The organism is Elusimicrobia bacterium HGW-Elusimicrobia-1 (assembly GCA_002841695.1).
GTDB lineage: Bacteria > Elusimicrobiota > Endomicrobiia > PHAN01 > PHAN01 > PHAN01.
Map to the genome: position 1 here is coordinate 26,195 of PHAN01000001.1, position 13,784 is coordinate 39,978.

General features: G+C 53.1%; 12 protein-coding genes. 8 read left to right on the plus strand and 4 right to left on the minus strand.

What is annotated here, in order from left to right; genetic code table 11:
- Window positions 1-171: 171 nt before the first annotated feature.
- The 4 genes from CVU77_00140 to CVU77_00155 form a co-directional block, all read right to left on the minus strand.
- Window positions 172-1,704, minus strand: a complete 1,533-nt coding sequence (locus CVU77_00140; protein ID PKN02243.1) for a 2-isopropylmalate synthase — start codon at window positions 1,702-1,704, stop codon at window positions 172-174.
- Between the two features lie 133 nt (window positions 1,705-1,837).
- A complete protein-coding gene (gene pssA / locus CVU77_00145) occupies window positions 1,838-2,650 on the minus strand; it encodes a CDP-diacylglycerol--serine O-phosphatidyltransferase (GenBank protein ID PKN02244.1) in 813 nt (270 codons plus the stop codon).
- Window positions 2,650-3,300, minus strand: coding sequence for a phosphatidylserine decarboxylase family protein (locus CVU77_00150; protein ID PKN02245.1), 651 nt, complete (start codon window positions 3,298-3,300; stop codon window positions 2,650-2,652). The genes pssA and CVU77_00150 overlap by 1 nt, the downstream gene beginning before the upstream one ends.
- A 236-nt stretch (window positions 3,301-3,536) precedes the next feature.
- A complete protein-coding gene (locus CVU77_00155; GenBank protein PKN02246.1) occupies window positions 3,537-4,541 on the minus strand; it encodes a ketol-acid reductoisomerase in 1,005 nt (334 codons plus the stop codon).
- A gap of 312 nt (window positions 4,542-4,853) precedes the next feature.
- Between CVU77_00155 and CVU77_00160 the strand changes: the two genes are divergently transcribed.
- The 8 genes from CVU77_00160 to CVU77_00195 all read left to right on the plus strand — a co-directional run bounded on the left by CVU77_00160 (window position 4,854) and on the right by CVU77_00195 (window position 13,531).
- Entirely contained in the window at window positions 4,854-5,444 is a 591-nt protein-coding gene (locus tag CVU77_00160) for a hypothetical protein (protein ID PKN02247.1), read from the plus strand.
- The gene (locus tag CVU77_00165; GenBank protein PKN02248.1) at window positions 5,429-6,151 is read left to right on the plus strand and encodes a hypothetical protein; all 723 of its coding nucleotides are present in this window, start codon (window positions 5,429-5,431) and stop codon (window positions 6,149-6,151) included. Before CVU77_00160 ends, CVU77_00165 begins: the two co-directional genes overlap by 16 nt.
- A gap of 65 nt (window positions 6,152-6,216) precedes the next feature.
- Window positions 6,217-6,630: a hypothetical protein gene (locus tag CVU77_00170; protein PKN02249.1), complete on the plus strand. Its 414-nt coding sequence runs from the start codon at window positions 6,217-6,219 to the stop codon at window positions 6,628-6,630.
- An 84-nt stretch (window positions 6,631-6,714) separates the two neighbouring features.
- Entirely contained in the window at window positions 6,715-8,562 is a 1,848-nt protein-coding gene (locus CVU77_00175; GenBank protein PKN02250.1) for a tRNA uridine-5-carboxymethylaminomethyl(34) synthesis enzyme MnmG, read from the plus strand.
- Complete coding sequence (rsmG, locus tag CVU77_00180) at window positions 8,559-9,278, plus strand: 16S rRNA (guanine(527)-N(7))-methyltransferase RsmG (protein PKN02251.1); 720 nt, start codon at window positions 8,559-8,561, stop codon at window positions 9,276-9,278. The genes CVU77_00175 and rsmG overlap by 4 nt, the downstream gene beginning before the upstream one ends.
- Window positions 9,279-9,435: 157 nt before the next feature.
- Window positions 9,436-11,796, plus strand: a complete 2,361-nt coding sequence (locus CVU77_00185; GenBank protein PKN02252.1) for a hypothetical protein — start codon at window positions 9,436-9,438, stop codon at window positions 11,794-11,796.
- Window positions 11,793-12,080, plus strand: a complete 288-nt coding sequence (locus CVU77_00190) for a DUF1805 domain-containing protein (GenBank protein PKN02253.1) — start codon at window positions 11,793-11,795, stop codon at window positions 12,078-12,080. Before CVU77_00185 ends, CVU77_00190 begins: the two co-directional genes overlap by 4 nt.
- Entirely contained in the window at window positions 12,077-13,531 is a 1,455-nt protein-coding gene (locus CVU77_00195) for a 23S rRNA (uracil(1939)-C(5))-methyltransferase RlmD (GenBank protein ID PKN02254.1), read from the plus strand. The genes CVU77_00190 and CVU77_00195 overlap by 4 nt, the downstream gene beginning before the upstream one ends.
- The last annotated feature ends 253 nt before the right edge of the window (window positions 13,532-13,784 follow it).

The following is a 13,784-nucleotide window of genomic DNA, read 5'->3' on the forward strand; positions in this document are numbered from 1 at the left end:
ACCCGTTATTTGTCATTCTGAGCGAAGCGAAGAATCTCAGTTTTTCACTCGGGATAAACTCCGCGAAGAATCTCGTCTTCCGACGACAAACGAGACCCTTCACTTCGTTCAGGGTGACATTTTGGACACTTTTTCAATTGACTCAATTTCGAGTTCGCATTGCGGGGGCGTTTACAGCGATGCGCGGCTTTTTTTCAATTCCCCGTAAGCCAGTATCTTGTTGACGGCGTTCAGGTAAGCTTTGGCGCTGGCTTCGATGACGTCGGTGGAACTGCCGCGGCCGGAGTAGCTGATACCTTTGTGTTTCAGCTTTACGCTGACCTCGCCCATGGCGTCCTTGCCCGACGAGACGGATTTTATGGCGTAATCTTCCAGCGCCGTCTTGACGCCCGTGATTTTGTCGATGGCTCCGAATACGGCGTCGACGGGTCCGTCGCCTTTGGCTCCGGCGCGGACTTTCTTTTTGATTTTTTTGAGTGTAATCACCGCCGACGGGACCCGCTTTGTCCCAGACGAAAAACTTACACTGTCGAGCGAATATATCTCGTCCATCTCGGCGAATTTTTCGTCGACCAGAGATATCAGGTCGTCGTCGAAGATTACTTTCTTCTTGTCGGCCAGTTTCTTGAAGCGCTCGTATATTTCGTCGATGTCGCTTTCGGCGACGGCGTATCCCATTGCGCCCAGGCGTTTGGCCAGAGCGTGACGGCCCGAGTGTTTTCCCAGCACTAATTGGTTCGACGGTATTCCCACGTCCTCCGGCCGCATTATCTCATAAGTCATGCGATCTTTCAGCACTCCGTCCTGATGGATTCCCGCTTCGTGCGCGAAGGCGTTTGCACCCACCACGGCCTTGTTGGGCTGCGGATGTATTCCCGTCAGCGCGGCGACGGTCCGGCTGGCCAGATGTATCTTGCGGGTGTCGATGTTCGTTACGGCGTCGAATATCCGCGGCCGCACTTTCATCGCCATGACAATTTCTTCGAGAGCCGCGTTTCCCGCCCGCTCGCCTATGCCGTTTATGGTGCATTCCACCTGGTCGGCTCCGCCCAGCACCGCCGACAGGGAATTGGCCACGGCCAGTCCCAGATCGTTGTGACAGTGCACGCTGAACGTCGCCTTTGATGAATTCGGCACGGATTTTTTCAAGTTTCTTATCAATTCGCCGAACTCCTGCGGCATAGCGTAGCCGACGGTATCGGGAATATTTATGGTGGTCGCGCCGGCGGCAATCACGGCTTCTACAATCTTTGAGAGAAAAGCGAAGTCGGAGCGCGATGCGTCTTCGCAGGAGAACTCCACGTCGTCGATCAGCCGTCGGGCCAGTTTTACGGCGTCGACGGCGATGTCCAGCACCTCGGCGCGGGTTTTGCGCAGTTTTTTCTCGATGTGTATGTCGCTCGTTGCGATAAAAGTGTGTACGCGCGGCTTTGTCGAGTAAGAAACCGCCTTGGCGCAGGCCTCAATGTCTTTCGGATGCGCGCGGGCCAGTCCGGCTATTATCGGTCCGCGGATTTCTTTTGCGATTCTTTTTACGGCCTCGAAGTCGTCGGGGCTGGTAATGGGAAAACCGGCTTCCAGCGCGTCGACGTTTAATTCCGCCAAAACGCGCGCGACCTGCAATTTTTCCTTTAAGTTCATGCTGGCGCCCGGTGACTGCTCGCCGTCTCTTAAAGTGGTATCGAATATTTTTATTTTTCTCATTGTGTTTTACCTTTTGTTATTCTGTTTTTTTCGGGGTTGACGAAGCCGCATATCCGACGGCCCCGCCACGTTATTCGGCGGGGGCGATTGCCGATGTCGCCAATTTTTTGTAGTGACAGGTCTCGACCTGTCGCTACTTTGATTCGTTATTTTTATCTTCGGTAAGTCGTTCGCTTCTAAGTCGTTTTTCCATGCTTATCTTGCGGAACCGGATAGCGTATCCCACCAGTCCCGATATAAGATAGAACAGGAATATCACGAATATGGTGTTCTGAGGATAGCTCAAAATAAGAAAGAGCGCCGTGATAACCAGAACCAGAACCTGCACGGATTGCGCGCGGTTTATCCTCAGACGCTTAAATCCGGCGTAGTGTATGCTCGACAGCATCAACAGCGATGTCAGCACCATTGTGATGGGTATGGTTTTCAGGAAAAAAGGCATTTGCTTTTCTATCAACGGTATCGTCTTAAAATTAACCAGCTGTCCCGTCTGGAACAATTCGTAACTCAGCACGAACGAAGAAAGAATTCCGGCGCCCGCGGGCGACGGCAGTCCCTCGAAAAACGTTTCCGGCTCTTCACCGGCGGTTTCCTGGGCTTTCACGTTGTATTTGGCAAGACGTATTGTCACCGCCACGACGTAAAATATCGCTATTGCCACCCCCGGATTGTTCAGTTTGGCCAGAGCCATCTTGTACATCATGAAACTGGGCGCAACGCCGAACGACACTATGTCGGCGAATGAATCCATCTGTACGCCGAATAAACTCTGCGTGTTGGTCAGGCGCGCGACTCTTCCGTCGAGGATGTCGAGAACTATGGCCGCTATGATAAGCCACGCCGCGCGGCTGAAATTGCCTTCGACCGAGGCGAACATAGCCATCATTCCGCAGGCGATGTTGCCCAAAGTGAATATAGTAGGCAGTATGTATATGCCTTTTTTCATTATTTTGCGTCCGTCCGCGGCGTTTTGCGCGCGATTACGCTTGTGCCGCCCGTTACCTTGTCGCCGGGTTTTACGACGGGTTCGTAACCCGACGGAAAAGTCAGGTCGACCTGCGAGCCGAATTTTATTATGCCGATGCGTTCTCCGGCGGCCAGTTTGTCGCCGGGTTTTATCCAGAGCACCAGACGTCTGGCAAGAATGCCTACGATCTGGTGAACCTGAATCGTCGAGCCGCCGGCGGTTTCCATTGTTATGATGTTGCGGACGTTTTCGCCGTGGGCGGCGGATTTCATCGCCGGCAGATATTTAGTGCCGGTGCGTTCCACCGCTTTGACGACGCCCGATGCGGGCGACCTTTGCAGGTGGACGTTGACGACCGAGAGGAATATCCTTATGGTCTTGCGGCCGCCGTCTTCGTCGGCTATTTCCATGACTTTTCCGTCGGCGGGCGACAGAAGAACGTCCGTTCCGTCGGGGATTATCCTTTCGGGGTCGCGGAAGAAATAGCAGAAAAATCCCGCCTTAACAAAGCCGATGGCGGCTATCGCGGCAAGCCATGGCGAGCAAAGGCGGTACGCGAACACCGCCGCGGCGGCGCTTCCCGCCGCGACGAGACCTATTAACGGAAAACCTTCTTTGTTTATCGTCATATGGTTGCTTCTTCAATTTCCCGATAACAACATTCGGGAATGACATGTGATGGACAAGTTTCGCCCGCTACACTCGTAGGACAGGGCGCAACTTGTCCCGAGTGAAACGAGGGATTGCCATTCGCCATATCGTGCGGGATAGCAATCCCGCCGCTACATAATTATTGTAGTTGCCGACCTTGGTCGGCTCGTGATAAAAGAAGCCAAGCAAGCTTGGCAACTACAAAAAACCTGAGTTACTTCTTCAGCCAAGGCATCATCGCGCGGAGTTTTTTGCCGACCTGCTCGATGGGATGCTCGTCAAGCGCTTTGCGCGAGGCGTTGAACATAGGGCGATTGACGAGATTTTCCGTGAGCCATTCTCTGGCGAACTTGCCGTTTTTAATCTCATCGAGCGCTTTCTTCATCTCTTTCTTCGTCTCGGGAGTTATTATTCTGGGACCCATAGCGTACTCGCCGTACTCGGCGGTATCGGAGATGGAATAGTTCATATAGCCGATGCCTTTTTCATAGATGAGGTCTATGATGAGTTTCATCTCGTGAAGGCATTCGAAGTACGCGACCTCGGGCTGATAGCCGGCCTCGATAAGCGTCTCGAAACCGTTTTTTATCAATTCAACCAACCCGCCGCAAAGGACAACCTGCTCGCCGAAAAGGTCGGTCTCGGTTTCCTCGTCGAAAGTCGTTTCGATTACGCCCGCGCGCGTCCCGCCGATGGCTTTTGCGTAGGCGAGCGCGAGTTTTTTGGCTTTTTTCGAGTGATCCTGCCAGACGGCCATAAGCATAGGCACGCCTTTTTTTTCCTCGTACATTCTGCGCACGAGATGTCCCGGGCCTTTGGGCGCGATCATTACGACGTCGGCGTCCTTGGGTGGAACTATCTGCGAAAACCTTATGTTAAAGCCGTGCGAAAATCCTATGACGGCGCCTTTTTTTAAGTTCGGTTTTATCTCGGTGTCCCAGACCTTTTTTTGAACCTGGTCGGGAACGAGTATTTGCACCCAGTCGGCTTTTTTGACGGCTTCGGCGGCCGACATCAGGTTTTTACCTTCTATCCATCCGTGCGAAAGAGCTATTTTGTAATTGTCGGAGCCCTTGACTTCGGCGACTATCGCGGTGATGCCGGAATCTTTCAGCGAAAGAGCGTGTGCGTGGCCCTGCGAGCCGTATCCCAGGATGGCTATCGTTTTGCCTTTGAGTTCCGCCAGGTTTGCGTCTTTGTCGTAATACATCTTTGACATAAATCCTCCGTTTTTGCCTTTGTTCGGCGTTTTTAAAATTGCGTATAAATAAAAAAGACCTTTGTGCCGCGCCTGCGAGATAATCGTCGAGTGTTTGAGTATATAAAAAAGGTGGAGATTTTCAAAAAACCACCCGCGGAGTAATGTTTTTTTTGTTTATTGTTTTCGTTTTTAGAAGCCCCGTCTGTTTTTCGAGAATCCCATTTTGAGCGTTTATGAGGAAGTGGTTTTGAGGGATTAATCGGTTTCACTTGTCCGACGAAGGCGCATTCATTTCATCAAGTTCTTGAACTTGATGATGCGACGAGGAGTTTGAAACCGCCTCAAAATCACGACGATTGCTCAAGCGGGTTCGAGAAAAACAGACAAGAAAAGCGCCCCAAATATGGTAAAATAATAAAAATTCATATTTGCGTATCCGAGGAGGTTTTTATGCGCGTAACGATAGGCATAGTGTTGGGAATTGCCTCGCTATTTTGGGCGGTGTCTATGCGGGGCGGCGGACTTGATCTTCGGCAGATGATTTTGTTCATCAATATACCCTCTGCGCTTTTTCCGGCGCTGGGCGTAGTCGCCTCGATGCTGGTAAGTTACCGCGCCGCGGATATAATCCGAAATTTTAAAATGTGCCGCCTTGTCCGCCGCAACAAGATAATTATCGACGAGGATACGTCCCGCGAACTCGCGCAGTTTTATGATTCGCTCGGAGTTTATTCGATTGCATGGTGCGGTATCCATACTATACTGGGTTTAGTGCTTATGGCAGCCAATCTCACCGACCCTGCGCAGTTACTATCTGGATTTGCGATCTCCGCGCTAAGTATTTTGTACGGGCTCGCGGTGGCATATCTAATTTTCTTTCCGCTTTCAAGACGGTTCTCCCGCGAATGGAAAAAACGGTAAAATATCTCTACGAATTCGTCTTTCCCGACGGCATAAAGCGGGATTTCACCGTGGAACTCGACGCGGTTACGCTTGCTCTTAAAATCCCGCCGCGCGCTGCGGCGGATTATCCCGACTGGACAAAACTCGATTTTCATAAATGCCCTGTTTGTCCGCTTGATACCGAAAGTCATCCGCATTGCCCGGCCGCGCAGGCGTCGTCGGTGATACTTGATTTTTTCAAAGACAGAATTTCCTACGAGGATGTCGACGTAAAAATAACGGGCGAGGCGCGCGGCTATTTCAAAAAGGCCAAACTGCAGGAGGCCGTTGGCTCGCTTCTGGGACTGCTTATGGCCTCGTCGGGCTGTCCGGTGCTTGAAAAATTGAAACCGATGGCGATTCTCCATTTGCCTTTCGCCAAGTCGTCGGAGACGGTTTACAGAGTCGTTTCGATGTATCTGATGTCGCAGTATTTTGTGATGAGAAGGTGCGGCAAGCCGGACTGGACGCTGAAAAATCTTTCCAAAATTTACGCCGCCGTCAGGGCGGTCAACAAGGCCTTCAGCCGCCGGATAATGTCGGTCATAGAAAAAGACGCCGGCGCCAACGCCCTTGTGATTCTGGATTGTTTCGCGCTGGCCGCCACAATGTCCATAGACAACGAGCAGATAAAAAAACTCGAAGGTCTTTTTGAGTCGTATTTAAGAGAAGTGGTTAGTGGTTAGTGGCGAGTGGATAGTTAAAGGCACTAACCACTATCCACTAACCACTGCCTCTATTGGAGCATCAAATGATATTCTGGCTGCTTTTACTGACAATAATAGTATGGGGCATAGCGCCCATCATCGACAAAGTCGCCGTGGAGGGCACGTCGCCTTACATCGGCAATATTTACAGGTCGTTGACGATAGCTTTTGTAATGGTGGCGATAACGTTTTTTTCCGGCGAGTTGAAATATGCTTTCAAGATGCCGATGAAAAATGCGCTCTACTATGTAATGAGCGGATTATTGGCCGGCGGTATCGGAGTAATCGCCTACTACAAGGTCCTTCAAATCGCCCCGACGTCCAAAGTTGTGCCGCTGGCGGCATCCTATCCGCTGGTGACAGCCGTTTTGAGCATGGCTTTTCTGGGGGAAAAAGTAACTCCCGCGCGTTTTATCGGAACGGCTCTGATAGTGGCCGGAATTTATCTGGTTAAGTGAAAAAGAAGTGGTTAGTGAATAGTGGCGAGTGGATAGTTAAAGGCACTAACCACTAACCACTAACCACTATCCACTATCCACTTTATGTATAAATATCACGAAACATTCGATGTCATTGTGGTGGGCGCCGGCCACGCCGGCTGCGAAGCCGCTCTTGCGGCCGCCCGCCTCGGCGCCAGGACATTGCTTCTTACGCAAAATCCCGACACGCTTGCGCGGATGTCGTGCAATCCTTCCGTCGGAGGAGTGGCCAAGGGGCAGTGCGCCGCGGAGATCGACGCTCTGGGCGGAGCCATAGCACGCGCGGCCGATTTCGCGGGGCTGCATTTTAAGGTTCTCAATTCTTCAAAGGGCGCCGCCGTGCGCTCGCCGCGCGTTCAGTGCGACCGCGGGATTTACGCGGCCGCGATGAAAGGATTCGTCGAGAGAGAACCGCTGATTGCGCTGCGGCAGGGCGAGGCGCTCGAAATTACCGCCGGCGACGGCGGGGTGAGCGGAGTCGTGGCCACGCCGGGCATATTTTATCCCGCCAAAGCGGTGGTAGTGGCCGCCGGAACTTTTCTTAACGGCATTATCTTTGTGGGACTCAACAGTATGAAAGGCGGCCGCCTGTCCGAACCGCCGTCGGAAAAATTATCCTCATCGCTTGCTTCGCTGGGCATAGAAATAAAACGGTTTAAGACGGGAACGCCGCCGCGATTGTCGGGCCGCACGCTTGAGCTCAGCGGCTTGCGCGAGCAAAAATCCGACGACCCGATAGAGCCCATATCGCTTTTTTCGCCCGTCTCGCCGCGTCCGCTTTTATCCTGTCATTTAACGCACACCAACGAAAAAGCGCACGAGGCCATAAGAAAAAATCTCGACCGCTCTCCGCTTTATTCAGGGATGATAAAATCCGCCGGCCCGCGTTACTGTCCGTCGATAGAAGACAAAGTGATGAAATTTCCGCACAGGGCGTTTCATCACATATTTCTGGAGCCGGAGGGGTTCGATACCGACGAGTATTACGCCAACGGAGTTTTTACGAGTATGCCGGAGGACGTGCAGTACGAAGTTGTCCGCGCTCTGGCCGGCTGCGAGCGCGCCGAAATAGTGCGCTACGGCTACGCCGTCGAATACGATTATTTCGACCCTGCGCGGCTCAAGAGCACGCTTGAGACAAAATCCGTCGATAATCTTTATCTGGCCGGACAAATCAACGGCACCACGGGTTACGAGGAAGCCGCGGCTCTCGGTCTTATGGCCGGTATAAACGCCGCGCTTAAAGTACAGGGGAAAGAGCCGTTTTCGCTTCGCCGCGACGAGGCATACATCGGCGTTCTTATAGACGACCTTGTGACGAAAGGCGTGACCGAGCCGTACCGGCTGTTTACGTCGCGCTCGGAGTACCGGCTCAGTGTGAGATGGGACAACGCCGATCTGCGCCTTATGCCTAAGGCCTTCGCGCTGGGATTTTTCGACGAGAAACTCCGCCGCGACTTCGACGGGTACAGAAATGCCGTCGAAATTGCCGCGGAATCTCTGAGGGCAAGGGGCGCCGCGCCCGACATCGCGCCGGAGGACGTGAAACGGGATCTGGATTACGCGCCGTCCGACGATTCGCCGTGGACGCGCGGCCGCGCCGCCCGTCAGGCGGCTACGATTATCAAGTACGACGGCTATATCCGGCGGCAGAGCGTTTCGGTGGAGCGTCTCAAAAAACTCGACTCCAGAAAAATCCCGGCGGATTTCGATTACGATACTTTGAAGGGCGTTCTCAACGAAACCAGAGAAAAACTCAAGAAAATCCGCCCGTCTAATCTGGGGCAGGCGATGAGAATATCCGGCATTACCCCGACGGACGCGGCTATCTTTCACATACATCTTGAAAAAAAATCGCGCCGCGCGTCCGGGCCGTCGGTCGGACAAAGCGGTCACGACAAACACAAATGAAACTTCTGGAAGAAGTTCTTAAAAAACATATCGCGCCGCCGGATATACCCGCTGCGCTTGAACGTTTCCGCTTTTTGCGCGAAGAAATCAAAAAAAGAAACGAGACGGTCAATCTCACCGCGATTACCGGCGACGACGGAATCGAGGTCAGGCATTTTATAGATTCGCTGGCGGCCATAGACGCCGGAATCGGCCCCGATGACTCGCTGCTTGACGTCGGAGCGGGCGCGGGTCTGCCGGGACTGGCGATAAAAATCGCGCTGCCGCGGCTGAAACTGTCTCTTGCGGAATCCGTCCAAAAGAAAGCAGCTTTTATTGCCGACGCCGCGCGCGCTTTGGGATTCGACGACGTAAGCGTTTATCCTGTCCGCAGCGAAGACCTTCCGCCGGAACTCCGCGAAACTTTTGATACGGTGTGCGCCCGCGCTCTGGCGAAGCCGCCGGTCGCCGCGGAACTTATGCTGCCGTGGGCCAAGGTCGGCGGGCGATGTCTTCTCTACGCCGCCTCGTCGGTAAAATCCGACGGCCTGTCGCGCGTCTGCGCGGAACTCGGCGGCGAGGTGTCGGCCGAAATTGATTACGCGCTGCCCCCCGAACCTTCGCGCGGAGGCGACGGCCCATCTGCCAGAAAAATAATAGTAATCCGCAAAATCCGCCCGTCTCCCGTAAAATATCCGCGCCGCGCCGGTCTTGCGGCGAAAGCCCCGCTGATCTGAGTGGTTCTTTGACCGCCTAAGTATCCTGCGTTTTCTTCATTCCGCTTCTTTTTTTGTAGAATAAGATTATTGAAAAAGTCCGACATTGTCTCCCTGAACCCTTCGCTTTTGTCACCCTGAGTGAAACGAAGGGTCTTGTTGCCCGTCGCACTACGAGATGTTTCGCGGAGTTTATCCTGAGCGAACAACTGAGATTCTTCGCGGAGTTTATCCTGAGGCGACGGAGATTCTTCGCTACGCTCAGAATGACAACCGCCGAAGGACTCAGAATGACAAAGCAAGGGTTTTTCAACGGTCTTTAGAATATCCATTAACTATGAACGAAAAATGGCTTCTTGAATTTCTGAAAGCGTTCCGGCTGTGCGTCACCAATCTGCGCATATATCCCCTGAACAACTCCAGCGTAGTCAACGCGCTTAATACCGTGGCAAATTTTCTCGACGAGCATCTGGCGCAAAACGATTCTCTGACTTTTACCGAACTGTCCGGAAAGGCCGGTGTGGCGGGATTTGAAAATACTTCTCAGGAAGTAAAATCCATGGCGGAGGATATCGGCAGGAATTTTTCCAGATGCCGCGTATCGTCGATAACCATCAAGAGGGGTTATACGCGCGAAGAACTCGTCTACATTATGCAGAACCTGAGCAAGTATTTCCGCGACGACTGGCAGAAAGATTCCGCCGAAAAAGGTTTCGCTCATCTGGGTTTTAACCTGGTCAAATATGTCGCCGTGACCGACGAACAAACTGTTGTGGACAAGATTTCGGTGCTCATCGGTGAAAGAGGTTCCGACGTGGCGGGGATAATGTCGGCTCTCAAAGAAGTTTACGACGATATGGAATATCTTCCGGCGGCGGCCCGTCCGTCGGTGACTACACAACTTGCCGTGGAGCTTTCAAAACAGCCGCCCGAGGTGCTCAAGGAAATATTCGAGCGCGACCTGCCGCCCAAGATAGAGGAAAGCGGCATAAAAGACAAACTTCTCGCGGCGCTCACGAAAGATAAAATCACCGATGTTTATCAGCAAATCACCAAATGGTACGGCGACATAAAATCAGCGGGTGTTTCGGATTTCGAGGCCGTGGAACAGCTTGACCGCCTCAAAAAGTTTCTCTCCAAGTTGCTTGAATGTTCGGCTTCCCGCGAAGTGCCGTTTCAGATATACGAAGATTTGTGCAATCTGGGGCTCATCGAAAATATACCCGACTGGGCCGGCGGTAAAACTCTGCCCGAGAATCTTTTGGAGCAGCTGGACATTATAAAACACATAGGGGAGGAAGAGCTGGTTTCCTCGATATGGGCGGAGAAACTGCCGGAACTGACGGAAAAACTTGTCTCCGCGCAGATGCGCGAAGAAATAATAAAGCTTATTTTGAAAATTACGGCCAATCACAAAAACCCCGACAGTCAAGTAAGGGAAAAAGCCGCCGCGGCTCTGTCGTCGGCGATAAAAGTGCTTAAAGCGCGCGGCTATGAAAATCTTTTGGCGGTGAGCGAACACCTTTTTGCCGAATGGCTGGACGCTGAAAGCGCGGCGCCGGTTTACGAGCCGCTTGCCGGCATACTTTTTGACCGGATCGTCAACCGGATTTTGAATTCGGAGTATGAGCAGGCGCAGAATCATTACGAACTTATGCGCAAACTCTCGTCAGAAATCGACAGGGACGAAGAAAAAAGAAAATACCTTGCCGCGTTCATTTCACGCCGCAGCCCGAAAATAATACCGATACTCCTCAACGACATAAAATCTTCCGACGAAGTCCGCAAAAAGAACGCTTTCGAATTTTTGTCTAAAATCGGCGACGACGCGCTGGATCCTCTGGTTAAGATAATAAAGGAAGTGGACGACGCGCATCTGAGGATGCTGGCCGCGGGCATTCTTAAAAATCTGGGCGATCACGCGATAATCAGGATAAAAGAAGAGCTGAATCTGGGTCTCGTCAAGGAAGAAATACGCAGATTTCTCGAGGTGCTTAAATTTATCGGCGACGGCAGTTTTTTTGAAGAGGTCAGGCAGCTTATGCGGTATCCCGACCGCGAAATAAAACAGGAAATACTGCGTTACGCAAGTCATATAGATATTCCCGACGTCGATAAACTTCTCATAGAGAGTTTTAAGGATCCCGATGTGTCGCGCCTTGCGGTAAAACTGGCCGCGGGACGCCGTTCGCCGGAGGTGATACCGTCGTTGATACAACTTATGATGTCATCCCGCGACTGGGAACTCAGAGAGGAAATCGCCATAGCCATGGGCGACCTCGCCGATAAAAAGTTTGCCAAACCGCTTATCGAATTGTTATCGTCGCCCAGAGGTCTCTTCCGCGCTATGAGTATGCAGCAGGAGCGCGCGCGGCTTCGCGCCGCATACGTTATGAGGCGCTTCGGGGAATCGCCGGAAATCATCAGGGAGCTTAAAAAGGCCTCGCGCGACAAGTCGCACGCCGTCGCGGTTACCGCCGCCGAATCCCTTAAAATACTTGAGACGGGCATGTCGTCGACAAAAGGAATTAAAAGATGAAACTCTCCGACGTAAAAATAAAAAACAAATACGCCCAGGGCATCGAATTGCCCCTTAAAAACGCGACCCTGATTATGATAGTGGCGCCCAAGGGTTACGCGGCCTGCGGTTACTGGAATATCGCCGCGGCGGAAAAATTCGGCGACGCGGCCTTCATTGTGCGCGGCGTAAAGAATATCGACGAAGCGCTCGACGCGGCAGTCGCCGACGTAACGCCCGCGGCGCGGCGGCGAGGCATTAAGAGCGGTATGATTTGCCGCAAAGCCCTGGAAAAACTCTTTTGAACTCCCGCCGACCCCGCCCGCAGCGGCCCTTTGCGGATTACACAATAACTCTCGACACGGAAAAAATGACGGCGGGCGGCAGATGTCTTGCCCGCGCCGACGGCAAGGTTTATTTTGTCGAAGGCGCGCTGCCATCGGAGCGCGTTTCGGCCGCCGTGACTTCCGCCGGCAAAAGTTTCGCGGAGGCGACGGCGCGGTCGGTCGAAAGGCCGTCGACGTTCAGAATCGAGCCCGCCTGTCCGTTGCATTTTCGTCCTTCGGACGACTTCGCCGCAAGACATTTTTGCGGCGGGTGCGATTGGCAGCACATAGATTATCCGTTTCAACTCGAGCTTAAAAAACAAATATTGTCGGATGCCTTGCTGCGCACCGGCAAAATAAATTTGAAGCCCGAATCCATGGAAATAGAGCCCTCGCCCGCGCGTTTCAGATACCGCAATAAAGCGCTGGTGCCTTTCGCCCCGTCTCTAAAGGGCGGCGGCGACTCCGGCGAAAATGTGATTCGCGCCGGATTTTTCGCGCGCGGTTCGCACGAAATAGTGTCCGCCGAAGATTGCCCGCTGCAGCCCGAAATCGTTTTCAAAATCGTTTGCTTCGTCAGAGAAAATGCGGCGCGTCTCGGCATAAGACTTTACGAGGAAGACGCCGCCCGCGGTTCTTTGCGGCATTTGTACGTGCGCGCCGCCGCCGGCTCTGACGAGATTCTGGTAGGTTTTGTGGTCAATCCGGCGGATACCCGTCCTGAATCCTACGCCGCGCTTGCCGCGTCCGTAACGGCCGGATTTCCGTCGGTGCGCGGAGTTCTGCTGAATGAGAATCCGTCGCGCACGAACGTAATATTCGGACGGAAATGGAGCACGCTTGCCGGATGCAATAGTGTCACCGAGGTCTTGTCCAACGGAATACGGCTGCGTCTTACCGAGGGCGCGTTTTTTCAGGTGAATACGCCGGTGGCGGAAAAACTTTACGAATACGCCGTGTCCGCGCTCGCGCGTCCCGCAAAACTTCTGGACATTTATGCCGGTGTCGGCGGTTTCGCCCTGCACGCGTCCCGCGCCGGCATTGCAGAAATCATTGCCGTTGAGGAAAACGAAACCGCGGTTAACGACGCCATAGTCAACGCGCGCTTCAACGACGCGGGTAATATAACTTTTTACGCGCTCTCCGCCGAGAAGTTTTTGTCCCGCCCGCCGCGCCCGGCGCGCGGCGCTTCGATAATTGTCGACCCGCCGCGCTCGGGACTGGGCGCGGAGATTATCGACGGGATAGCCGCCATGCGGCCCGCTGAAATGGTTTACGTATCGTGCGATCCGGCAACCTTCGCGCGCGACGCGGGGATACTCGCCGGCAAGGGATATGAACTGTCGGGCATTCGCCTCTTCGATATGTTTCCGCAGACGCATCACCTCGAAACCGCCGCACTCTTTCGTCTCAAAAACAGGGTTATTTGATATAATAAAACCGTTGAAAAACCCTTGCTTTGTCATTCTGAGGCCTTCGGCGAGCGTCATTCTGGGTCCTTCGGCGCCGTCATTCTGAGCGTAGCGAAGAATCTCATAATGCCTCAGGATAAACTCCGCGAAGAATCTCGTAATTCGACGGACAACGAGACCCTTCACGGATCCTGACCTGAGCCAAAGCGAGACCCTTCGTTTCACTCAGGGTGACAATGTCGGACTTTTTCAACAATCTCATAATCTTCCG

Excerpts from the sequence above, each read along its gene's own strand:
- CVU77_00165 (PKN02248.1), top strand. The coding sequence starts at position 5,429 with ATGGAAAAAACGGTAAAATATCTCTACGAATTCGTCTTTCCCGACGGC.
- CVU77_00140 (PKN02243.1), bottom strand. The coding sequence starts at position 1,704 with ATGAGAAAAATAAAAATATTCGATACCACTTTAAGAGACGGCGAGCAG.
- CVU77_00170 (PKN02249.1), top strand. The coding sequence starts at position 6,217 with ATGATATTCTGGCTGCTTTTACTGACAATAATAGTATGGGGCATAGCG.
- pssA (PKN02244.1), bottom strand. The coding sequence starts at position 2,650 with ATGAAAAAAGGCATATACATACTGCCTACTATATTCACTTTGGGCAAC.
- rsmG (PKN02251.1), top strand. The coding sequence starts at position 8,559 with ATGAAACTTCTGGAAGAAGTTCTTAAAAAACATATCGCGCCGCCGGAT.
- CVU77_00175 (PKN02250.1), top strand. The coding sequence starts at position 6,715 with ATGTATAAATATCACGAAACATTCGATGTCATTGTGGTGGGCGCCGGC.
- CVU77_00190 (PKN02253.1), top strand. The coding sequence starts at position 11,793 with ATGAAACTCTCCGACGTAAAAATAAAAAACAAATACGCCCAGGGCATC.
- CVU77_00185 (PKN02252.1), top strand. The coding sequence starts at position 9,436 with ATGTTTCGCGGAGTTTATCCTGAGCGAACAACTGAGATTCTTCGCGGA.
- CVU77_00150 (PKN02245.1), bottom strand. The coding sequence starts at position 3,300 with ATGACGATAAACAAAGAAGGTTTTCCGTTAATAGGTCTCGTCGCGGCG.
- CVU77_00155 (PKN02246.1), bottom strand. The coding sequence starts at position 4,541 with ATGTCAAAGATGTATTACGACAAAGACGCAAACCTGGCGGAACTCAAA.